The following is a 21854-nucleotide window of genomic DNA, read 5'->3' as shown; positions in this document are numbered from 1 at the left end:
CACGGGGAGGATCCCCATGCCCGCGCGACGAGGGTCAGTTGAAGAGGTTGTACAGCTCCGGCGGGGCCTCGACGACCTGGGCGGCCGGCGGCTTCTGCGCGGCCGTGGCGTTGCCGTAGTCGGAGTAGGTGATTCGGACGTCCTGCGCCTTGGCCTGGCCGGCCGCCGGAATCTGGATCACCAGCTCGCTGAGCCGGCCCTGCGGGTCCACCTTGGCGGTGAACGGCACCGACTGGGCCTGCGGCCCGAGCGCGGTGATCATCGTGGCGTCCAGCGAGCCGGCCTCGGCGGCCTTCGACACGTCGATGGTGCCGGCGTACGCGCCCTCGCCGGTCTGCCGGACCTCGGTGACCCCCTGGGTCAGCACCTCACTGCCGGCCGGGTCGAGCTTGTCGAAGTCGAAGCCGAGGTTGCGGTTGCCCTTGATCCGGGTCTGGTCCAGGTGCTGGTACTTGCCGAGGTTCAGCTTCTGCAGGCCGGGCACGCTGCTGGCCGCCTTGCCGCCCAGGTCCACCTTCACCCAGCTGTCCGGCCGGGAGTGGACGACGTCGAGCGTCATCGACAGGTCCGAGGAGGCGTCGCCGATCGACACCCGCATCTGGGCGCTCTGGGACGGCTCGTGCACCAGTCCCTCGGCGGTGCTGCCCCCGCCGGTCATGCTGAACCGGAAGTTCCCGTCCCGGATCGCCGTGGTCGAGGCGAGCAGGGCCTGCTTGGCGTCGCCCGCCGCCGGCGACGCGGTGCCACCGGCGGTGGCCGTGGCCGTCCCCGAGGCGGAGACGCTCGGCGAGGCGGAGCTGCCCGGTGTGCCGGCGGCGTTGCAGGCGGCCAGGCCCGGAGTGAACAACGCGGCGGCCACCAGGCCGGCGCTCAGTCGTCGAACAGTCATCTGTGTCTCCCAAGAGGGGGTCACCCGACGCGTTGACGGCGCCGGAAACCGGGCGACGCAGCACGACCGTCGACTGCGCCGCGCGAACCCGAGCCGGCCGGGTCCGCTCCTCTCCTGTTCCCTGTCGAGGCGTCGCACAATCACCGTTCTGTCCGGTTACCCCATTCGGTTACGCGAAAGGGGCGGCGGAGGAGCCGGTGGACCCGGACCGCGGGGAGGCGGCCGGGCGGTCAACGAAGTGCGGCGGCCAGCTGACGCAGCTCGGTCTCCCGGGCGTCACCCACCACGATCACCGTCCGGCCCGGTTCCAGCAGCACCAGCGCCTGCTCGTTGCCGCGCGCGGTGTACCGCTGCCAGTTCCGCCCGGCCAGGTCGGCCTGCCCCTGCGGCTGCGCCTGGTCGGTCAGCTCGGCGGGCAGCAGCCGCTCGGCCGGCACGTTGCTCTGCACCAGCTGGGCGCCCCGGCCCTCCGGGGTCAGGTAGCCGATCCGCAGGTTCGCGCCGCCCTCGACGGTCTGGTAGTTGGCGCTGACCGTACGCCAGTCGGAGCCGAGGTCGGCCGGCTGGCTGACCGGAAAGGCGTTGGCCGACCGGGCCTGGTCGATCGCGGCCGTCGGGTCGACCGTGCTCGCCTGGTCGCCGCCGAGGAAGCCCCGGTAGAAGGCCAGCAGCAGGGCGATCGGGATCAGCAGCACCAGCAGCGAGATCGCCATGTCCTTCGGCGACCGCTCGGACCGGCGGGCGTCGACGGCGGCCGGCGGCGCCGGCGGGTCCAGCGGCGCGGCGCCCATCGGCTGCCGCCCGGCGACGGACGGCGGGACCTGCGGCCCGGAACCGGTCGACTCGACCATGGCCAACTCGCCCGCGGTGGCGTCGGCGGCGGTGGCGCCGGTGGGCGGGGCGCCCGGGCCGGTCGGGGTCGGGTCGGCGGTCGGCGTCGGCTCGGCGGGTACGCGGTCGGCAGGCTGTGCGGGTTCCACCCCACCATTCTCGCAGCCGCCCGACCGGCGGTATCCGGGCCATCACCGCCCCGGCCCGGCACCCGATCCGCCATCGTGTGAGGATCAGCGACAAAGCCGGCGGCAGCGGACGCCCGTACCGCCGGTCCACCCCGCACCGTCGCGAGGAGGAGCCGTCATGACGAACACCAGGACCCGGATCCCGCAGAATCTGGACCGCAACCTTGCCCTCGACCTGGTCCGCGTCACAGAGGCAGCGGCGATGGCCGCCGGCCGGTGGGTCGGCCGTGGCGACAAGGAGGGCGGCGACGGGGCCGCCGTCGACGCCATGCGCAAACTGATCAACTCGATCCCGATGCGGGGCGTCGTGGTGATCGGCGAGGGCGAGAAGGACAACGCACCGATGCTCTTCAACGGTGAGGAGGTCGGTGACGGGACCGGTCCGGAGGTGGACGTCGCGGTCGACCCGATCGACGGCACCACCCTGATGAGCAAGGGCATGCCGAACGCCCTCGCGGTGCTGGCGGTCGCCGAGCGGGGCGCGATGTTCGACCCCAGCGCGGTCTTCTACATGGAGAAGCTCGCCGTCGGCCCGGTCTACGCCGACGTGGTGGACATCAACGCCGGGGTGGCCGACAACCTGCGCCGGATCGCCAAGGTCAAGGGCACCGACATCTCCGAGGTGACGGTCTGCGTCCTCGACCGGCCCCGGCACAAGGACCTGGTCAGCCAGATCCGGCGGGCTGGTGCCGGCATCCGGTTCATCTCCGACGGCGACATCGCGGGTGCCATCGCGGCGGCCCGGGGCGAGTCGGACGTCGACGTGCTGATGGGCATCGGCGGCACCCCGGAGGGGATCACCTCGGCCTGCGCCCTCAAGTGCATGGGCGGGGTGATGCAGGCGAAGCTCTGGCCCAAGGACGACGAGGAGCGGGAGAAGGCGCTGGCCGCCGGGCACGACCTGGACCGGGTGCTCACCACCGACGACCTGGTCACCGGGGACAACTGCTTCTTCGTGGCGACCGGCGTGACCTCGGGCGACCTGCTGCGCGGGGTGCGCTACCGGGCCGGTGGCGCGTACACCCAGTCGATCGTGATGCGCTCCAAGAGCGGCACGATCCGGGTGATCGACTCGTACCACCGGCTGGAGAAGCTGGCGCTCTACTCGGCCGTCGACTTCGACGGCCGGCCCCTGGCCGAACAGGAGTGAGCGCCGGCACAACCGAACGGTCCACCCTGCCGGCGACCCAGCGGATCGTCGGGGTGGGCCTGGCGACCGTCTCCGGCCTCGCCGTGGCCGGGCAGTCACGGATCAACGGCGAACTCGGCGTACGCCTGGCCGACGGCTTCGCCGCCGCGGTGGTCTCCTTCGGCGTGGGTCTGCTGGTGCTGCTGGCGCTGGTTCCCGCCACCCCGGCCGGGCGGCGCGGCCTGGTCGCCGTCCGCAGGGCACTCGCCGCCGGCGCCCTGCGACCCTGGCAGTGCCTGGGCGGCGTGTGCGGCGCCTTCCTGGTGGCCACCCAGGGGCTCACCATCGGCACGCTCGGCGTGGCGGTGTTCACCGTCGCGGTGGTCGCCGGCCAGTCCGGCAGCAGCCTGGCGGTGGACCGGGCCGGCATCGGCCCGACCGGCCGGCAGGCGGTCACCGCCCAACGCCTCACCGGCGCGGCACTCACCGTGGCCGCGGTACTGCTGGCGGTCAGCGACCGGCTCGGTGACCCGGGTGCCCTGGTGCTGGCGGTGCTGCCGCTGCTGGCCGGGATCGGCATCGCCTGGCAGCAGGCGGTCAACGGACGGGTCCGGGCCGCCGCGGACAGCGCGTTGACCGCCACCCTGATCAACTTCGCCGTCGGCACAGTCGCGCTGCTGGTCGCGTTCGCCATCGACATCGCGGTACGCGGCTGGCCGGCCGGGAGCCTGCCGACCGAGCCCTGGCTCTACCTGGGCGGCCCGATCGGCATCGTGTTCATCGCGCTCGCCGCCGCCATCGTGCGCTTCACCGGCGTCCTGCTGCTCGGGTTGGCCACCATCGCCGGTCAGATCGTCGGCGCCGTCCTGCTGGACCTGGCCCTCCCGACGGAGGCCTCACACCCCAGCCTCACCACCCTGCTCGGCGCCGCCCTCACCCTGGTCGCCGTGCTCGTCGCCGCGTTGGCGCCCGCCCGGCCGAGCTGAGCGAGCGCCCGAGGCCGGAGCGGTCGGCGCCTCCCCGGCCGAGCAGGACGACCCGGTCAGCGTGGCGGCTGACCGTCGACGACCCGCGGGCGGTGGTGTCGCAGCGCCGCGACGGTCTCGGTGAGCACGTCGTCGAGCGGGGTGGGCTCGATGCCGAAGGTGCCCGTCGCCGCGCTGGAGTCGAGCCTGAACGGCCGGTCGAACTGGTAGGCCACCTCGCGCATCTCGCGGGCGGTGGGGTCGAACAGACCGCCGAGCCAGAGCACCGGGCCCGGCATCCGCGACAGCTTCGGCGTCGGCGCACCGGCCAACGCCGCCGTGCGGACCGCCAGCGCGCGCAGCGAGATCGGCGGCGGGCTCGGCACGTGCCACGCCCGGCCCGGTCCGCGCTCGTCGCCGGCGGCCGCGACCAGCGTCCGGGCGACGTCACCGACGTACGTCCAGCTGTGCGGGGCGTCGAGGTCGGCCGGTGCCATCGCCCGCCGCCCGGCCAGCACCCGGGGCAGCACCAGCAGGGTGGCCACCGACTGGGCGCCGGCGCCCAGGTAGTCGCCGCCGCGCACCTCGGTGGCCCGTACCCGCCCGGCCCGGTGGGCGTCGAGCGCGTCGGTCCACATCCTGGCCCGGACCTGTCCCTTGACGCTGTTCGGCCGCAGCGGGGTCGCCTCGGTCATCGGGGCGTCCACCGGGCCGTAGCCGTAGAGGTTGCCCACCGTGGCCAGCACCGCCCCGGCGCGCTCGGCGGCGGCGAGCAGCGCGGCCGCCAGCGGCGGCCAGTCGGTCGCCCAGCGGTGGTACGGCGGGTTGGCGCAGTTGTAGAGCGCCGCGGCGCCCTCGGCCAGCGCGCCGAGCCGCTCCGCGTCGGTGGCGTCGGCGGCCACCCGCTCCACCCCCGGATGCGCCGGGCCGGTGCCGCGCCGGCTCACCAGCCGGACCCGCTCGCCCCGCTCGACCAGCAGCCGGGCGGTGGCGGTGCCGACCGGTCCGGCCCCGACGATCACATGCAGTCCCATTCCAGAGCCACCCTTTCGTCGCGAGAGCACCGCTCTCAATAGAGACAGGATGCTCGCTCACGACTCGGCACGTCAAGAGCACCGCTCTCTTTTTAGACGTGCGCTCTCCGGTGTGGCAGAGTAGGCCCATGTCCGCACCCTCGATCCGCGCCCGGGTCCGGGCCGAGATGATCGACGAGATCAAGACTGTGGCCCGCCGGCACCTGGCCACCGACGGCGCCAACCTCTCGCTGCGCGCCGTCGCCCGGGACATGGGCATGGTCTCCTCGGCGATCTACCGCTACGTGCCCAGCCGCGACGAGCTGCTCACCGCGCTGATCATCGAGGCGTACGACGCGTTGGGCGACGCGGTGGAGACGGCCGACACCGGTGTCGACCGGCTCGACCTGCGCGGGCGCTGGCACGCGGTGTGCCGCGCGGCGCGCGGCTGGGCGCTCGCCCACCCGGCCGAGTACGCGCTGCTCTACGGCAGCCCGGTGCCCGGCTACGCCGCACCGGAGGACACCGTCGCCCCGGCCCAGCGGCCACCGGTGACCCTGGTCGGCATCCTCCGGGACGGGCTGGCCGCCGGCCTGCTCACCCCACCCCCGGCCGGCGAGCTGACCGCCCCGCTGCGCGACGACCTGGCCGAGCTCGCCGACGCCTTCTTTCCCGGGCTGCCCGAGGCGCTGCTCGCCCGGGGCATGGCCGGCTGGACCCAGCTCTTCGGGCTGATCAGCTTCGAGCTCTTCGGCCGGATCAACGAGTCGCTCAAGCACCGGGACGCCTACTTCGACCATCAGACCGCGCTGATGGCCGACCTGATCGGCCTACCCTGACCCGCGGCCGGTCAGCCGGTCAGCCGGTCAGCCGGTCAGCCGGTCAGCCGGTCAGCATGATCGACAGCGGCGGATACGGCGGATCGTTGGTCGCGGCGGTAGCGGTGGGCCGTCCGACCAACCGGGCCGCGCGCCACCCCAGGAGCAACCCTGGCACGCTGGCCAGCAGGGCCAGCAGCACCGCCGCCCAGGTGTACGCGGGCCGGCCGTAGAGCCAGCCGCCCAGCGGCAGGACGGCCAGTGTCGCGGCGAGCGCGGCGGCCAGGAAGACCTCCACCGTCCACTGGGCGGGGGCGCCGCGAGCCCACGCCGGGATCAGGGCCAGCAGCGGCACGCCGACCAGCAACGGCAGGAACGCGACGAACGCCAAGGTGACCACGACGGAGGCGTCGAGCCAGATCGCGACCAGCAGCGCCACGGCCGGGACCCCGAGCCCGACCAGGCTGCCCGGCAACCACGATCCGATGCCGGCGCGACGCCCGGCCCGGGCGCCGGAGACCGTGAGCACCGTCGCGATCAGCGCGAGCCCGAGGAGCACCGCCCGGAGCGGATCCGTGCCCCGGTCGGCCGGGGTGCTCCCGCCGAGCGTCGGTGGCCGTCCCTCGAACGGATGGTTGCGCACCACGGCTCCGGCGAAGCCGATCCGCTCCCAGACACCGTCGGCTCGGCGCAGGGCGAAGCCGTCCCGGCCGTTGGCGACCAGCACCACGTGCCGGCCGTCGTCGGTGTCCTGCACGGTCAACTCCTGCCCGGCGACCCGTTCGCCACCCCGGCCGGGCTGTTGGTACTGCTGGATCAGCACGGCCCGCTGCGCCTTGGTCACCTCCCAGGCCAGGCGCCAGGTCCGGCCCGCATCGTCACTCTGCTCCACCCGGATCCGTCCCGACGCCAGGCGGTAGCACCGCGCCGGCACCGCGGCCGAGCAGCCCTGCCGGACCGGCTCGGCCGCCGGCATGATCCGGCGTCTCAGCGCCTCCTCCTCGGTCCCGGTCGGGTCCCGCCAGGTCGTCCCGCCGTCCTGGCTCAGCCGCCAGGTGTTGGCGAAGGAGGCGTAGGTGTCGTAACCGGTCCCGAAGCCGGCGACCAACCGCCCGTCGGCGACCGTCGCCTGGACCGCGTCGGGGTAGTGCACGGGACTCGTCGCGGCGACCGCGAACATCGCTGCGGGGAGCAGCACCAACAGGCGGACCAGCCGCGCCGGGCGACGGCCAACCGGCTCACGCCGAGCTCGGGACCAACTCCAGGCGGCCACGAGCAGCGCGGGCAGGGTGAGCAGGTCGGTGCGGTCCGCCCGGACCAGCGAGGGTCCACTGACGACGCTCCAGATCGCCGAGGCGCCGGCGGCGGCGTACCCGCTCGACTTGACCACCGCGAAGCCGACGCCGACCAGCCCGAGCCCGACCCCGACGGCGGCGCGGGCCGGCAGCCGGGGCGCCAGGAGGGTGAGCAGGACGGCGACCAGCGGCGGCGCGATCACCAGGCCGGCGACGTCGCTGAGCTTGCCGGTCACCAGTCCCGGGAAGGCCGCCTTGAGCAGCTGGTCGTTGACCACGAGCAGGACCAGCGCGGCCACGGAGAACGGGTGCCCCAGCCAGGCCAGGGTCGCCGGCGCGCTGTCGCGGGGCGGGGACGGGTCGGTCATCGGCCCACGGTCGCAGCGCCGGATCTCGATCCGGCCACGCCGGGAACAGCTTCCGGTACCGGTCCCGGTCAGCTGCCGTCGGAGGAGTGGCCCGGGAAGAGGTGCGCGCTCGGGTCGATCACCACGGCCGCGTTGTTCACCGCCGTCGCCGCCTCGCCGAAGCCGGTGGCGATCAGCCGGACCTTGCCCGGGTACTCGGTGATGTCGCCGGCTGCGAAGATCCGCGGCAGGTTGGTGGCCATCGCGCTGTCCACCACGATGTGCCGGCGGTCCAGCCGCAGCCCCCACTCGGCGAGTGGCCCGAGGTCGGCGGTGAAGCCGAGAGCCGCGACGACCGTGTCGACCGGCAGGGTCTCGGCCGCGCCGCCCCGGACGGTGATCTCGGCACCGGTGACGGCGCCGTCGCCGTGCAGCCGGGTCAGCTCGGCGTTGACCACCACCCGGATCGGCAGAGCCAACACCCTCGCGACGGTCGCGGCGTGTGCCCGGAACTTCTCCCGCCGGTGCACCAGCGTCACCGAGCGGGCCAGCGGGTGCAGGGTGAGTGCCCAGTCGAAGGCCGAGTCGCCGCCGCCGACGATCAGCACGTCCCGGCCGGCCAGCTCGGCCGGCTGCGGTACGAAGTAGACGATTCCCGCGCCGACGAAATGTTCGGCGACCGGCAGCGGGCGCGGGGTGAAGCTGCCCAGCCCACCGGTGACGATCACCGCGCCGCAGCTGAGCTGCTCGCCGCCGGCGAGGCCGAGCACCGGCCGCCCGTCGGCGTAGGAGAGCTTCTCGGCCCGGGTGCCGAGCAGGTAACCCGGGTCGAACGGCGCCGCCTGGGCGACCAGGTTGGCCACTAGGTCACGGCCCTTGATCGACGGAAACCCGGCGACGTCGAGGATCAGCTTCTCCGGGTACATCGCGGTGACCTGGCCGCCCGGCTCCGGCAGGGCGTCGATCACCGCCACCGAGAGCCCTCGGAACCCGGCGTAGTACGCGGCGAAGAGGCCGGCCGGACCGGCCCCGATCACGGCGACATCGACCTCGCGCATGGCGTACCGTCGCTTCCCGCTCGCGGATCAACGCGTGCTGATGCCGACGGTAGGGCGGCGACGCCGCCCGGGCAAGCACGTCCCGATCCGGCGCGGCCGGGTCGTCGATCCGAACGGGGTGCGGGGCGGCCCGGCTCAGGGCAGGGTGAGCGAGGACTCGGAGTGGTAGGGGCCACCCCGGTCGGTGCGACGCCGGCGGAACAGGATCGCGGCGACGACCCCGCCGAGGAGCCCGAACAGGTGCCCCTGCCAGGAGATCCGCTCGTCGGTGGGGAGGATGCCGACCAACTGCCAGCCGTAGAGCAGGCCGACCAGCAGGAAGACCGCGAAGTTCCACCAGCTGCGCTCGACGATGCCGCGGGTGAGCAGGATCCCCAGGTAGCCGAAGATGACCCCGCTCGCCCCGACCACCACGGAGTTGGGCGAGCCGGTGAACCAGACGCCGAGCCCGCTGACCAGGATGATCACCAGGGTGGACCAGAGGAACCGGCGGGCGCCCGCGGCGAGCACGAAGGTGCCGAGCAGGATCAGCGGGATGCTGTTGCTGTAGAGGTGGTCGAAGCCGTGGTGCAGGAACGGCGAGAAGAAGACCCCGTCGAGGCCGTCGATGCGCTGCGGGATGATCCCGGCCGTGGTGTCGAGGCTGAAGGCGAGACCCTGGTCGAGGGCTTCGATGAGGAAGAGGAACGGCACCACCGCGCACATCGCGACGAAGGCCCGACCGAGGGCGGCGTAGAACGCCTCGGTGCCGAACTGGTGGGGGTCGCCACTTCCGGGGAGCAGGGTCACCCTCCAACTGCTATCAGCAAACGGGGCCGACCGCCACTCGCGTCCCGGCCGCCCGGACGAGGACGGCGGAGCGGATGATGATCCATCCGCCCCGCCGGTCTCACATCCGGATCAGTACCAGCCCACGTCCTGGGAGTGCGCCCAGGCCTTGCAGGGCGTGCCGTAGCGGCCCTCGATGTAGCCCAGGCCCCACTTGATCTGGGTCGCCGGGTTGGTCTGCCAGTCGTCGGCGACCGAGCCCATCTTGCTGCCCGGCAGCGCCTGCGGAATGCCGTACGCCCCGGACGAGGAGTTGCGGGCCTTGTGGTTCCAGCCGCTCTCCTTGGTCCAGAGCCGGTCCAGGCAGGGGAACTCCGCGATGCCGAAGCCCGCCTTGATCATCTCCGCGCAGCCGATCTTCCGGTTGCCGCTGAACTCCGCGCAGGAGGCCGGGATCGGTCCGGTGTACGGCTTGGCGGCCGCCTTCTGGGCCGCCTCCCGGTCGCGCTTGCGGGACGCGGCGGCCTGCTCGGCCTTACGGGCCCGCTCGGCGGCCTCCTTGGCGGCCTCGGCGGCGCGCAGCTTGGCCTGGTACTCGGCGGCGCGCTGCTTGGCGGACTGCACCTGGTGGGCGGCCTGCCGCTCACGCTGATAGTCGTACTCCGCCTGGTCGACCTCCGCGCCGACCTGCGCGGTGAGGCCCTGTTGCTGGGTCTCCCGGTCTTCGCCCAGATAGAAGCCGCCGGCAACGCCCACGGAGAGCAGTGCGACGGCGGCCGTACGGGCACCCAACCGGCTCCACAGCCGACTCACGAAGTTTCCCTTCGTCGGGGGCAAGGACACGGCGCGGTCCCGGACCGTCGAGGCCGATCCCGCGCCGTGAGCGCCCCGACCGTCGCCGGTCAACGCCGACGTACCGGTATCCGCCGATCTCGTTCCAGTGGGGCGAACGATTCTCAACGATCTTTCCGGGGCGCGGGCGCTCGTGGGACACCATCGCGCACAGTGAGGCTGATGGGAAACCAAGAGACGCCTTTGTGACTTGCACCACAAAAAATATGCGGACGAATAGCTACATAACGGTCATCAGCCGGGGGTGTCCTCCAGTAGATCCGTCACCATCGCGGCGATCGGGGACCGCTCCGAACGGCTGAGCGTGACGTGAGCGAAGAGGGGATGGCCCTTCAACGCCTCGATCACCGCGGTCACCCCGTCGTGCCGGCCGACCCGGAGGTTGTCCCGCTGCGCGACGTCGTGGGTGAGCACGACCCGGGAGCCCTGCCCGATCCGGGACAGCACGGTGAGCAGCACCCCCCGCTCCAGCGACTGGGCCTCGTCCACGATCACGAACGCGTCGTGCAGGCTCCGCCCCCGGATATGGGTCAGCGGCAGCACCTCGAGCAGGCCGCGGGAGGTGACCTCCTCCAACACGTTCTCGTGCACCACCGAGCCGAGGGTGTCGAAGACCGCCTGCGCCCAGGGCGACATCTTCTCCGACTCGGACCCGGGCAGGTAGCCCAACTCCTGACCGCCCACCGCGTAGAGCGGGCGGAAGACGACCACCTTCTTGTGCCGGCGCCGCTCCATCACCGCCTCCAGGCCGGCGCAGAGCGCCAGGGCGGACTTTCCGGTGCCGGCCCGCCCGCCGAGCGACACGATGCCGATCGACTCGTCCAGCAGCAGGTCCAGTGCGATCCGCTGCTCGGCGGAGCGCCCGTGCACGCCGAACGCCTCCCGGTCGCCGCGGACCAGCCGCACGGTCTTGTCCGGGAGCACCCGACCGAGCGCCGACCCCCGCGCGGAGTGCAGCACCAGGCCGGTGTGACAGGTCAGCCCGGCCGCCTCGTCCAGGTCGAGCACCTCGCCGGCGTAGAGCCGGCCGATCTGCTCCTCGCTGAGCTCCAGCTCGGACATCCCGGTCCAGGTCGGGTCGCCGGCCTGGCCGTGCCGGTACTCGTCTGCCCGCAGGCCGACCGAGGCGGCCTTGACCCGCAGCGGCATGTCCTTGCTGACCAGGGTCACCGCCCTGCCCTCGGTGGCCAGGTTGAGCGCCACCGAGAGGATCCGGGCGTCGTTCGACTCGGTACGGAAGCCGGGCGGCAGCACGCCGTCGTCGCTGTGGTTCAGCTCGACCCGCAGCGTGCCACCGGCGTCGTTGGCCGGCACCGGCCGGTCCAGCCGGCCGTGGCGTACCCGCAACTCGTCCAGCATGCGCAGCGACTGACGGGCGAACCAGCCGAGCTCAGGATGGTGCCGCTTGCCCTCCAACTCGGAGATCACGACCAGCGGCAGCACCACCTCGTGCTCGGCGAAGCGGTGGAACGCGGCAGGATCGGAAAGCAGTACCGAGGTGTCCAGGACGAAGACCTGGCCTGCTGGTCGCGGCTCCTTCGGGTCGGCCGGCGCGGCGGCCGCGGTACGGCGGCTCCGGCTTGCGCGGCGGGTCGTGGCAGTCGCGGCCGGGGTCTGGTCGGCACCGGCGGTGTTGCGGCGAGTCGTCACAGGCCTGCTCCGACGGATGGGCACCCGCCACCCGTGTTCCGCCTCCTCCGGTGCCCGGGGACACGGGGTCGGATGCGGGGCCCCGTGCGCGAGGTCGCAGGTCCGGGCGGCCGGTTGGCCCGGGAGAACCCCGTGCCATGCCTAGACGCTAGCCGCGTCGGGGCATCCCGGCTAGAGGGCGATCGTGGATCTTCGGAGACCGCCCGGTGAACGGTCGGACGGCCGGCGGCAGCCGGCGCGATCGGGCACGCCGGCTGCCGAGCCACGGGCGGCGGAGCCGGCCGGGATGCATGCCCCCTGCGCGCATCCCGGCCGGTGGGGCCACCGTCACCGGTCTGACGTGGCCCCGACGGTGCGTGTCCGCCGCGGACGACGCACCGCGTCTGGTCGCCGGCAGGTGGGGCGCCCCGCCCGGGGTTGCCCCACCGACCGTCTCAACCGGTCCGTCGGACCAGGGTGCCGGTCGGGTGCCGCCCGGTGACCGGGGCGGCCGGCGCCGTGAACGACGAGCCGGTGTAGGTGGTGCCGGGGCGGACCACCGTCCCGCCCACCCGGATCGTGCTCGGCGGGGCCGCGGACAGCGCCGACGCGATGGCGGCCTGCGCGTCCCGGCGACGCCGGTTCCAGGCGCCGCGGTCGCCGTCGAAGTAACCCTGCCGGTAGCCGAACCGGTAGCCGATGCGGTAGCTGAGCTGCCCGTGCAGCCGGCCGGCGGCGTAGCTGGTCGCGCCGAGCACCAACACCAGGAAGATCGCGAGGAACGGGCTCATCGGGCGGCTCCGGTGTGCCGCGGGTACCGGGTCATCGCTCCTCCGGCTCGACCGAGGTGGGATCGGCGACCAGCAGCCGGTCCAGGTCGTCGGTGCTGACCTCCTCGACCAGCTCGACGCTGATCCGGCAGTCGTCCAGGACCACCTCGGCCACCGACGACCGGCGGATCTCCCCGCCGGCGTCGTAGACCCGGACGCTCAGTTCCGGGCAGTTGAGGTGGGTACGCCAGGCGTTCCACTCGGCCCGGTCGCCCACGCTCAGCGAGAGGTACCGGCAGCCCCGGGCGAGGTAGAGGCGCCAGGGGGCGCTCAGGCCGGCCTCGACCCCCTGGGCGATCAGGCTGAAGGCCTGGGCGCGGGTCGCGAGTTCGGTCACCACACCCCCCTCGCACCGGGGGCGTGACGCATGTGAGCACCAATCGTCTCAGGCACGTGACACACCGTAGATTGTCCCATGAGCGTGACAGTATCAGCTTTTCGTCCGTTTACCCTGACACCTACGGTGATCTATTCTACCCAGGTGGCACCCCTCAGAAGCGGCCCTGGATCGTTTACCGGAAATCCGAAAGCGCCGTCACGTTCGCGTGACAGCAGCGTGCCGGGGACCCCGTCCCGGGCCGACTGGCCGTACCGTCACGAGGTGACCGAGACGGCCAACGCACGAAAGATCGCCTTCGCCACCTTCGTCCGACGCGCGCTCGACGAGGCGCGGGCCACCCGGGCATGGAGCGGCACCGAGGTCTCTCGACGCACCGGCGTCTCCCGACAGACCATCAACCGGTGGGTTCGCGGCGACTGGGCCAGCGACCCGGAGGCCGAGCGGGTGGTGGCCTTCTGCGAGGGCCTCGGCCTCAACCCGGCCGCCGCGTTCGCCGCTCTCGGCTGGGACCGCGCCGCCGCCGCCCCACGGGGCGGTCAGCCGGCCCCGCCGATGGACCCGGACGTGGAGGCGCTGCTGCGCCGGCTGGTCGACCCGAACGTGTCGGACGCGGAGAAGTTCCACATCCGCGAAACCATTCGCTACCTCGCTTATCGCCCGACTCTCCCGGTCGATGTCCGAAAGCGAGGGAAACAAGCCGGGTAGTTCCTCAGATGGCGAAAGAACGGCAGGTCGGACTCATTCGTTTCGCTCCGGGGCAGGAACGGGCACGCTAGCGTCCCTATTCGTACTGCTTGGGCTCGTCGTCGGCGGGGGGACGGGACAAGGCCGAACCCAGCCCTGCGGGACAGAAGGAGGGGTCTGTCCATGACCCTGAAATGGTTGGCAGTTGTGGTGGCCACGGTGTCGCTGACGCTGTGCGTCACCGGGAACGCGGTGACCCTCGCGGTCGACGGCGGGCAGCTTCCGCTGCTCGTGAACCTCTTCGCGCTCACCATCGCCGGCACCGCGGTCATCCTGGCCGTGCTGGCCGAGCTGCACGAACGGCTGAACGACCGGATCAGCGCGCTCACCGAGTTCCTGGTGGCGCGGCTGAACGAGATCGAGTCGCACACCGGCGACCGCAACACCGGGTTCGTGGAGGGCTATCTGCTCAGCCACGGCCAGGAGGCGGCGGTCGTGCCCTTCGGACGCCGTGGACGGGGAGCCGCCGAACGCTGATCCCCGCGCCCTCGCCGAGGGGTCATCTCGGCCACGAATGCGCCGCCAAAACCGGGGTACGCTGACGCGCGTGCCGCCGTTGAATCTGGGCAACCACCAGCCGATGACCCCGTTGAACGCCGATGAGGCCTGGCAGACGACCGCCGATCGGGCGGCTGGAACCGTGCTCTTCTTCGACTTCGACGGCACCCTCGCGCCGGTCGACGACGACCCGACCGCCGTGCAGCCCGCCCCCAAGGTGGTGGCTGCGATCGAGGCGCTCGCGCCGTTGGTGCGGCGGGTCGCGATCGTCTCGGCCCGCCCGGTGGAGTTCCTCCGCGAGCACCTCGGCGGCCTCGCCGGGGTCGACCTCTACGGACTCTACGGCCTGGAGCACAGCCACTCGGGCGGCGAGACGGTGACCGAGCCGGCCGCGCTGCCCTGGGTGCCGACCATGGGCGAGCTCGCCGACCTGGCCCGCCGCGAGCTTCCCGCGGGGACCCTCGTCGAGTTCAAGCGGCTCTCCGTGGCGCTGCACTGGCGCACCGCGCCCCAGCTCGGTGAGGCGGTGCAGGAGTGGGGCCGGGCTCAGGCCGACCGCCTGGGGCTGCGGGTGCAGGCGGGTCGCATGGTGCTCGAGCTCAAGCCCCCGGTCGACCGGGACAAGGGCATGGTGATCGGCGAGGTGATCCGGGACGCCGGCGCCGCCTGGTACTTCGGCGACGACGTCTCCGACATCAAGGCGTTCGCCGCGCTCCGCGCGCGGGCCGCCGCCGACCCGGACTTCTTCGCCGTCTGCGTGGCCGTGGCCAACCCGGAGACCGGTCAGGAGGTGGCCACCGCGGCCGACCTCACCATCGACTCCCCCGCCGCCCTCGGCGACTTCCTCACCGAGGCCACCCACCACCTCGCCTGAGAGCCGACCGGCCTCGGGCCCGCCTCAGGTGCCGTAGCGGCGTTGGCGGTTGGCGTACGACCGCAGCGCCCGGAGGAAGTCGATGTGCCGGAAGTCGGGCCAGTTGAGTTCGCAGAAGTAGAACTCGGAGTGCGCCGACTGCCAGAGCATGAAGCCGGAGAGACGCTGCTCGCCGCTGGTCCGGATGACCAGGTCAGGGTCGGGCTGGCCACGGGTGTAGAGGTGCTCGGCGATGTGCTCGACGTCCAGCACCTCGGCCAGCTCCTCGATGGTGCCACCGGCGGCCGCGTGCTCCAGCAGCAGGGAGCGGACGGCATCGGTGATCTCCCGCCGGCCACCGTAGCCGACCGCGATGTTCACCTCGGCCCCGCCGCTGCGGTCCCGGGTGCGCTCCTCGGCCGCCTTGAGCGCGGCCGCGGTCTGCGCGGGCAGCAGGTCGAGCGCGCCCACCATCCGCAGCCGCCAGGGGTTGCCCTCCTCGGCCAGTTCCACCACCAGGTCCTCGATGATCTGGAGCAGCGGGTCGAGCTCGCTGGCCGGCCGACGCAGGTTGTCGGTGGCCAGCAGGTAGAGGGTGACGTGCGCGATACCGGCCTGGTCGCACCAGCCCAGCACATGCTTGATCTTGGCGGCACCGACCCGGTGCCCGTCGTTCGGGTCGACGTAGCCCATCTCCTTGGCCCACCGCCGGTTGCCGTCGCACATCACGCCGACGTGTCGGGGCACCGGCTTACCCACGAGCTTCGCCGTCAGGCGGCGCTCGTACACGGAGTAGATAAGGTTCCGCAGAGACATCACCTAGCAGCGTAGCGACCTGCTGGTGGGATCACCGCCTCGGAGGCTGATCCCGCCCCGCGAGACCGATGCCGATCATGCCGAGAGTGCGCGCGTCCAGCCGTCCGTCGCCGAGTCCCAGCTCCACGACGGTGCGGTAGACCCGGTCGTCCCGCCGGGCGGCCCGGATCGCGGCGTCGACCACCCGGCGGTGCCGGGCCAGCCAGGCCGCCATCGAGCTGTGCCGCAGGTGCGTCCCGAGCCGGCGGCGCAGGCTGCCGGTGTACCGCGCGGCGGCGCGCCCCGGCGACCCGGCCGCCGCGGCGCCAGCCAGCGCTCCGGAGAGCAGGGCGTAGAAGATCCCTTCGCCGGTGAACGGATTGATCAGTGACAGCGCGTCACCGGCCAGCAGCACCCGCCCCCGGCCCGGCGACGGCCGGTGCGTCGACAGCGGCAGGTGGTGGGCGCGCAACCCGTCGACGGTGGCCGGGTCCGTCCCGGGCAGCAGCGCGGCGAGCCGGTCGAGCAGGTGCTCCCGGGTCAGCGGCTCGCCCCGCAGCACCTCCCCGTACCCGATGTTCGCCCGCCCGTCGCCGATCGGGAAGGACCAGGCGTACGCGGGCCAGCGGGCGTCGGCGGTGACGATGAGCTGCTCCGCCGGCCCGGGCCGGGCGGGCGCGTATCCCCGCATGGCCAGCGCCAGGTGGCGGTCCGGGTTCACCGGATGCCCGAGCGCCCGCCGGACCACCGACCCGGCGCCGTCCGCGCCCACCACCACCCGCGCGGCCAGCTCCCCGTCGAGCACCACCCGGTCGCCGCGCTGCTCGACCCGGCGGACGGCGTGCCGGCGCAGCTCCGCGCCGGCGGCCACCGCCGCGGCCACCAGACGGGCGTCGAAGACCTCCCGGGGCACCGTGTACGCCGGCCGGGGCAGCGTCCGGGCGACGGTGTCACCGCCCGGGCCGACCAGCCGCAGCGCCGGCAGCGGGGGGTACCCGGCCACCGCGTCCCGCACTCCCAGCTCGTCGAGGACGTCCAGCGCGTGCGCGGCGATGCCGTCCCCGCACGCCTTGTCCCGGGGGAAGTCGGCCCGGTCCAACAGCAGCACCCGGGCCCCGCCCCGCCGGGCCGCCAACGCGGCGGCCGACCCCGCCGGACCGGCCCCGACCACCACCACGTCGAATTCGTCGCTCATCGCGTCGCCCTCCTCCGGCGGTCACCCGGCGCACCGGGTCGGCTGGCCCCGTCCGCCTCATCCTGCCCGCTCCCCGCTCACGATCGCCGATACCGCACCGGCCAGCCCCCACGTTCCCGCCGTTGATCATGAGGATTGCGGCGGGTTCGATCTCCCGGAGCGCCGCAAACCTCATGATCAACCGGTGAAGGGGGTGGGGGTGGAGGTGGCTTGTTCGGCGCGGGTGGCGCGATAGAGGCCGTAGAGGGCGACGGCAGCGGCGGCCACCAGGGGGCCGCCGTCCCGGACCAGGCCGTCCACGCCGAGAAGCCACCGGCAGAGCGGCAGGTCGACGGCGAGCACCACCGCCGTGACGGCGACCAGCAGACCCCGGGCCCAGCGCCGGCCACGCATGAGGAAGGCGGTGCACAGGAGCACCGCGTAGCTGGTGACCACCCCGGCGCCGAACCAGATCAGCACGGCGGGCACGGCGATCAGCCGGCCGTCCAGCACCGCGCCCCCGGCGACGAGGGCGGGCACCAGCATCAACGGGCTGTAGGTGAACGCGGCCACCCGGCTCGTGAGCAGCCAGCCGCTGGCCTCCGGGCGGCGCGGTGGCACCTCCCGCCACGAGAAGCCGGACCGGTCGATGACCAGCCGGGGGCGGTGCCAGACCAGGTGCCCGGCGAGGGCCGGCGAGCGGTACAGCAGCCAGACCACCGCCCCGCAGAGCCCGGTCAGCAGCGCGAAGCCGAGCACCCCGGGCAGCGGCGGCACCCCCTGCCGGGGCACGATCAGCCGGGCGACGGCGAAGACCGTGGTCACGGCGAGGATCAGCCCGAACGGCCGGGCCACCGTCCTACCGCGACGGACGTGCCCGATCAGCACCAGGAAGCCGAGCGAGCGCAGCATCGCCCAGCCGGTCCGGACCGCGAGGCCGAAGCCCTGCTCCGGGGCGTACCACCAGTTGAGCAGCTCGACCACGACGGTCGCCGCCGCCGTGACCGCGAGCAGCGAGGTCAACGCCCGGACGGCGGACGGCCGCCGGACCTCGGTCTCGGCGGCCGTCCTCATGGGATCCGATGATGCCCCGCGTGGGCAAGCGGTACACCTACCGCTGCGGCTGCTCCGCGTCGAGCCGCGCGCGCAGCGCGTCCAACTCCGCCCAGAGGACCCCGGGCAGCTTGTCGCCGAACTTCTCGAACCACTCGGTGACCAGTGGCAGCTCGTTGCGCCACTCGTCCGGGTCTACCTTCAGCGCGATCCGGACGTCCTCCGGGGTCATGTCCAGACCGTCGACGTCCAGCGCGTCGGGCGCCGGCACCATGCCGACCGGGGTCTCCACCGCGTCGGCCCGACCCTCGATCCGCTCGACGACCCACTTGAGCACCCGGGAGTTCTCGCCGAAGCCCGGCCAGAGGAAGTTGCCCTCCGGGTCCTTACGGAACCAGTTGACGTAGTAGATCTTCGGAAGCTTGGCCTCGTCGCCGTCGGCACCCTTGCCCATCTCGATCCAGTGCCGGAAGTAGTCGCCGGCGTTGTAGCCGATGAACGGCAGCATCGCCATCGGGTCCCGGCGCACCACGCCGACCGCGCCGGACGCGGCCGCGGTGGTCTCCGAGGAGAGCGTGGCACCCATGTAGACGCCGTGCACCCAGTCGCGCGCCTCGGTCACCAGTGGGATGGTGTCCTTGCGACGGCCGCCGAAGAGGATCGCGTCGATCGGCACGCCGTTCGGGTCGTAGTAGTCCTCGGCCAGGATCGGGCACTGGGTGATCGGGGTGCAGAACCGGCTGTTCGCGTGCGAGGAGAGGCTGTCGCTCTCCGGCGTCCAGTCGTTGCCCTTCCAGTCGATCAGGTGCGCCGGCGGCTCGCCCATGCCCTCCCACCAGACGTCACCGTCGTCGGTGAGGCCCACGTTGGTGAAGACGGAGTTGCCCCGGTCGAGGGTGCGCATCGCGTTGGCGTTGGTCTTCCAGTCGGTGCCCGGCGCGACGCCGAAGAGGCCGTACTCCGGGTTGACCGCGTAGAGGCGTCCGTCCTCGCCGAACCGCATCCAGGCGATGTCGTCGCCGATGGTCTCGACCTTCCAGCCCGGGATGGTCGGCTCCACCATCGCCAGGTTGGTCTTGCCGCAGGCGGACGGGAACGCGCCGGCGATGTGGTAGACCTTGCCCTCCGGCGAGGTGATCTTGAGGATCAGCATGTGCTCGGCGAGCCAGCCCTCGTCGCGCCCCATCACGCTGGCGATCCGCAGCGAGTAGCACTTCTTGCCGAGCAGCGAGTTGCCGCCGTAACCGGACCCGTACGACCAGATCTCCCGGGTCTCCGGGAAGTGCGAGATGTACTTGGTCTCGTTGCAAGGCCAGGCGACGTCCTGCTGGCCGGGGGCGAGCGGCGCGCCGATCGAGTGCAGCGCGTGCACGAAGTCCGCGTCGGTCCCCATCGCCTCGAGGATCGACGCGCCCATCCGGGTCATGATCCGCATCGAGGCGACCACGTATGGGCTGTCGGTGATCTCGACGCCGAACATGGGGCTCTCGGACTCGACCGGCCCCATCACGAACGGGATGACGTACATCGTCCGGCCCCGCATCGAGCCGCGGTAGAGGTCCGTCATCGTGCGCTTCATCTCGGCCGGCGCCATCCAGTTGTTGGTGGGGCCGGCGTCCGCCTCGTCGACGGAGCAGATGTAGGTGCGTTCCTCGACCCGGGCGACGTCCGACGGGTCGGTGCGCGCGTAGAACGAGTTCGGCTTCTTCTCCGGGTTGAGGCGGATCAGGGTGCCGGCCTCCACCAGCTCATCGGTGAGGCGGCGCCACTCCTCGTCGGACCCGTCCACCCAGACCACCCGCTCGGGGGTGGTCAGTTCCGCGACCTCACGGACCCAGGCAAGAAGTTTGGGATGGGACGTCGGGGCCTGATCGATACCCCGAACAACAGCCGGAGCAACCATGACACATCTCCTTGTGGTCGACGCTGACCGATCTATGGGATGCACGAGTCTTGGCGGGCGGGAACCGCGTCGCCATCGTGGAAACCTGGGATTGCGCTCAGCGTAAACCGGGCAGCCTCCCGAGTCAGTGGGACTGGTTGTGAAGAACTGCACAAGGTACGGCCACGCTGCGACATCGCGAGCTGATACCCGTTTTTCCGCGCAGTTTCACGCAAATCTTGCTGTGGACCTTCCACCGCGCCTGGATCGCGCGGCACACATCGAGTACCCGTACGGCTGGCGTCGATGCCTCCCGGATCGCCGAATCCGGTCCGGATCCGCGGTCCCTGCGGTTACGCTCTGTTCATGTCCACCGCGGACGCCGCGCGGCCCGCCCCTGCCGGCCGCCCCTGCTCGCCGTTGCTACCCGTGCGACGTGTCAGCAGCCGGTAGGCTCGGCGGGTGGCCGCGACGATGACCGGAGAGCAACCGGGCTCTCCGCAGACCCGCACGGGTCTGATCGGCGCCCTGCTGGACCGGTTCGGTCACCTCATCCACGAGCTGAGCAAGTTCGCCACCGTGGGCGGGGTCGCCTTCCTGCTCGACTTCGCGCTCTTCAACTACCTGACCACCATGCGGGGCATGGAGCAGGTGACCGCGAAGACGATCTCCACCGTGATCGCCGCGACGATCGCCTTCCTGGGCAACCGGTTCTGGACCTGGCGGCACCGCCAGCGCAACAACCCGGCGCGCGAGTACGCACTGTTCTTCTTCTTCAACGCCGTCGGGCTCGGCATCGCGGTGGCCTGCCTCGCCATCAGCCGCTACGGGCTGGGCAGCATCTGGCCGGAGGTCTTCCAGACCCCGCTGGCCGACAACATCGCCAGCTTCATCGTCGGCACCGGGCTCGGGACGCTGTTCCGATTCTGGTCCTACCGACGGTTCGTCTTCGTGGAAGCGGGAACCCCAGCCGTTCCGGAAGTGAAGCACGACCGAGACCACGGGGCGTGACCTGCCGCCCATCCCGTCCGGCCGGAGCCTGCCGGCTAAACCGACTGCCCTAAGGTGTTCCGCATGCGTCTTGTCCGTCTGCTGCCTGAGCGCTGGCAGAAGTTCATCCACGAGGCGCTCAAATTCGGCATCGTCGGCGGCATCAACACCGTCATCAATTACGCGGTGTTCAATGCCCTGGCACTGACTGTTTTCGTCGACGGTCAGCTGAAGGCGACCGTGATCGCCACCGTGGTGGCGACGATCACGTCGTATCTGATGAATCGTCACTGGACGTACCGGGACCGACCCAAATCCGCGCTACGGCGCGAGTACGTCCTGTTCTTCCTCTTCAACGCGACCGGCCTCTTCATCGAGCTGGGCGTACTCGCCGCGGCCAAGTACGGCCTCGGGGTGAACAGCCTGCTGGCGTTGAACGTGGCGAAGACCGGCGGTGTCCTGCTGGCCACGCTGTTCAGGTTCTGGTCCTACCGGACGTTCGTCTTCCAGCCGGCCCCCGCGCCGGAGGAGGAGAACTGGCACCGCATCCCACGTGACGAGTGGGACACCATGGCCGAGATGGATCCGGTCGCCGAGCTGGCCGAGTCGGTCTCCGAGCTCGAGGAGTCCCAGCCGCCGGCCGGCCAACCGGGAGCGGCGAGGGGGGCCGGCCAGCCCGGCGCTCCCAACCAGGGGCGGCCGGGCGTCATGGACGCCCGCCTGGCCGGTACGGATCTGGACGCGGAGCTGGCCGCCGAGCTCCAGGCCGCCACCCGCCGCTCGCCTCGCCGCTGACCAACCCGACCCATCCGAAAGCCCCCGGCCGGTCCGGCCGGGGGCAGCTGCGTTGATCATGAAGTTGTCGTCACCGGGCACGGCGTGTCCTGACGGACAACAACTTCATGATCAATGC

At 72.2% G+C, this 21854-nt stretch carries 21 protein-coding genes and 1 pseudogene; 8 read left to right on the top strand and 14 right to left on the bottom strand.

Going from position 1 to position 21854, the window contains the following annotated elements:
- Nucleotides 1-34 precede the first annotated feature (34 nt).
- Both AB0C04_RS05345 and AB0C04_RS05340 read right to left on the bottom strand, forming a co-directional pair.
- Nucleotides 35-889 carry a hypothetical protein gene (locus tag AB0C04_RS05345; protein ID WP_357048579.1) on the bottom strand — a complete coding sequence of 285 codons (855 nt, stop codon included), beginning with the start codon at nucleotides 887-889 and terminating at the stop codon, nucleotides 35-37.
- Between the two features lie 230 nt (nucleotides 890-1119).
- On the bottom strand, nucleotides 1120-1869 hold the full coding sequence (locus AB0C04_RS05340; RefSeq protein ID WP_357048576.1) for a DUF4245 domain-containing protein: 750 nt from the start codon (nucleotides 1867-1869) through the stop codon (nucleotides 1120-1122).
- 157 nt (nucleotides 1870-2026) lie between these two features.
- Between AB0C04_RS05340 and glpX the strand changes: the two genes are divergently transcribed.
- Both glpX and AB0C04_RS05330 read left to right on the top strand, forming a co-directional pair.
- On the top strand, nucleotides 2027-3058 hold the full coding sequence (gene glpX, locus AB0C04_RS05335) for a class II fructose-bisphosphatase (RefSeq protein WP_350867303.1): 1032 nt from the start codon (nucleotides 2027-2029) through the stop codon (nucleotides 3056-3058).
- Nucleotides 3059-3084: 26 nt separating this feature from the next.
- Nucleotides 3085-4023 carry a DMT family transporter gene (locus tag AB0C04_RS05330; RefSeq protein WP_357049142.1) on the top strand — a complete coding sequence of 313 codons (939 nt, stop codon included), beginning with the start codon at nucleotides 3085-3087 and terminating at the stop codon, nucleotides 4021-4023.
- A 56-nt stretch (nucleotides 4024-4079) separates the two neighbouring features.
- On the opposite strand, the gene AB0C04_RS05325 is transcribed toward AB0C04_RS05330, so the two are convergent.
- Complete coding sequence (locus AB0C04_RS05325) at nucleotides 4080-5036, bottom strand: NAD-dependent epimerase/dehydratase family protein (RefSeq protein ID WP_357048573.1); 957 nt, start codon at nucleotides 5034-5036, stop codon at nucleotides 4080-4082.
- Nucleotides 5037-5164: 128 nt separating this feature from the next.
- Between AB0C04_RS05325 and AB0C04_RS05320 the strand changes: the two genes are divergently transcribed.
- The gene (locus AB0C04_RS05320; RefSeq protein WP_357048570.1) at nucleotides 5165-5854 is read left to right on the top strand and encodes a TetR-like C-terminal domain-containing protein; all 690 of its coding nucleotides are present in this window, start codon (nucleotides 5165-5167) and stop codon (nucleotides 5852-5854) included.
- A gap of 43 nt (nucleotides 5855-5897) precedes the next feature.
- Here the strand turns inward: AB0C04_RS05320 and AB0C04_RS05315 are convergent, their stop codons facing one another.
- From AB0C04_RS05315 to AB0C04_RS05285, 7 genes are all read right to left on the bottom strand, one after another.
- A complete protein-coding gene (locus AB0C04_RS05315) occupies nucleotides 5898-7496 on the bottom strand; it encodes a hypothetical protein (protein ID WP_357048567.1) in 1599 nt (532 codons plus the stop codon).
- A 68-nt stretch (nucleotides 7497-7564) separates the two neighbouring features.
- The gene (locus tag AB0C04_RS05310; RefSeq protein WP_350867307.1) at nucleotides 7565-8533 is read right to left on the bottom strand and encodes an NAD(P)/FAD-dependent oxidoreductase; all 969 of its coding nucleotides are present in this window, start codon (nucleotides 8531-8533) and stop codon (nucleotides 7565-7567) included.
- A gap of 135 nt (nucleotides 8534-8668) precedes the next feature.
- Complete coding sequence (locus AB0C04_RS05305) at nucleotides 8669-9322, bottom strand: rhomboid family intramembrane serine protease (RefSeq protein ID WP_357048564.1); 654 nt, start codon at nucleotides 9320-9322, stop codon at nucleotides 8669-8671.
- 111 nt (nucleotides 9323-9433) lie between these two features.
- Nucleotides 9434-10114, bottom strand: a complete 681-nt coding sequence (locus tag AB0C04_RS05300; protein WP_357048561.1) for a lytic transglycosylase domain-containing protein — start codon at nucleotides 10112-10114, stop codon at nucleotides 9434-9436.
- 273 nt (nucleotides 10115-10387) lie between these two features.
- Entirely contained in the window at nucleotides 10388-11803 is a 1416-nt protein-coding gene (locus AB0C04_RS05295) for a PhoH family protein (RefSeq protein WP_357048558.1), read from the bottom strand.
- A 434-nt stretch (nucleotides 11804-12237) separates the two neighbouring features.
- A complete protein-coding gene (locus tag AB0C04_RS05290) occupies nucleotides 12238-12573 on the bottom strand; it encodes a hypothetical protein (RefSeq protein WP_357048555.1) in 336 nt (111 codons plus the stop codon).
- A 31-nt stretch (nucleotides 12574-12604) separates the two neighbouring features.
- Complete coding sequence (locus tag AB0C04_RS05285; RefSeq protein ID WP_357048552.1) at nucleotides 12605-12949, bottom strand: hypothetical protein; 345 nt, start codon at nucleotides 12947-12949, stop codon at nucleotides 12605-12607.
- A gap of 264 nt (nucleotides 12950-13213) precedes the next feature.
- Here AB0C04_RS05285 and AB0C04_RS05280 point away from each other — a divergent pair, with 264 nt between their 5' ends.
- From AB0C04_RS05280 to otsB, 3 genes are all read left to right on the top strand, one after another.
- Nucleotides 13214-13657 (top strand): XRE family transcriptional regulator, encoded by a 444-nt coding sequence (locus AB0C04_RS05280; protein ID WP_357048547.1) that lies wholly within the window; start codon nucleotides 13214-13216, stop codon nucleotides 13655-13657.
- 162 nt (nucleotides 13658-13819) lie between these two features.
- The gene (locus AB0C04_RS05275; protein ID WP_357048544.1) at nucleotides 13820-14173 is read left to right on the top strand and encodes a hypothetical protein; all 354 of its coding nucleotides are present in this window, start codon (nucleotides 13820-13822) and stop codon (nucleotides 14171-14173) included.
- 70 nt (nucleotides 14174-14243) lie between these two features.
- Nucleotides 14244-15068, top strand: a complete 825-nt coding sequence (gene otsB, locus AB0C04_RS05270; protein ID WP_357048541.1) for a trehalose-phosphatase — start codon at nucleotides 14244-14246, stop codon at nucleotides 15066-15068.
- Nucleotides 15069-15092: 24 nt separating this feature from the next.
- Here otsB and AB0C04_RS05265 read toward each other — a convergent pair whose 3' ends face one another.
- The 4 genes from AB0C04_RS05265 to AB0C04_RS05250 form a co-directional block, all read right to left on the bottom strand.
- Nucleotides 15093-15863 carry an isoprenyl transferase gene (locus AB0C04_RS05265; RefSeq protein WP_350867324.1) on the bottom strand — a complete coding sequence of 257 codons (771 nt, stop codon included), beginning with the start codon at nucleotides 15861-15863 and terminating at the stop codon, nucleotides 15093-15095.
- Between the two features lie 31 nt (nucleotides 15864-15894).
- Nucleotides 15895-17037 carry a geranylgeranyl reductase family protein gene (locus AB0C04_RS05260; protein ID WP_357048536.1) on the bottom strand — a complete coding sequence of 381 codons (1143 nt, stop codon included), beginning with the start codon at nucleotides 17035-17037 and terminating at the stop codon, nucleotides 15895-15897.
- Between the two features lie 177 nt (nucleotides 17038-17214).
- Nucleotides 17215-18090 (bottom strand): hypothetical protein, encoded by an 876-nt coding sequence (locus AB0C04_RS05255; RefSeq protein WP_357048533.1) that lies wholly within the window; start codon nucleotides 18088-18090, stop codon nucleotides 17215-17217.
- A 37-nt stretch (nucleotides 18091-18127) separates the two neighbouring features.
- Nucleotides 18128-19972 (bottom strand): phosphoenolpyruvate carboxykinase (GTP), encoded by a 1845-nt coding sequence (locus AB0C04_RS05250; RefSeq protein WP_357048530.1) that lies wholly within the window; start codon nucleotides 19970-19972, stop codon nucleotides 18128-18130.
- 139 nt (nucleotides 19973-20111) lie between these two features.
- On the opposite strand from AB0C04_RS05250, the pseudogene AB0C04_RS05245 reads away from it, so the two are divergent.
- Nucleotides 20112-20962, top strand: a pseudogene (locus AB0C04_RS05245) (GtrA family protein); the annotation flags it as partial.
- 63 nt (nucleotides 20963-21025) lie between these two features.
- Entirely contained in the window at nucleotides 21026-21736 is a 711-nt protein-coding gene (locus AB0C04_RS05240; RefSeq protein ID WP_357048527.1) for a GtrA family protein, read from the top strand.
- The last annotated feature ends 118 nt before the right edge of the window (nucleotides 21737-21854 follow it).

It is taken from the genome of Micromonospora sp. NPDC048909 (assembly GCF_040649635.1).
Lineage (GTDB): Bacteria > Actinomycetota > Actinomycetes > Mycobacteriales > Micromonosporaceae > Micromonospora.
The sequence above is the reverse complement of the archived record's forward strand: the minus strand, read 5'-3'. Positions and strand labels throughout refer to the sequence as shown.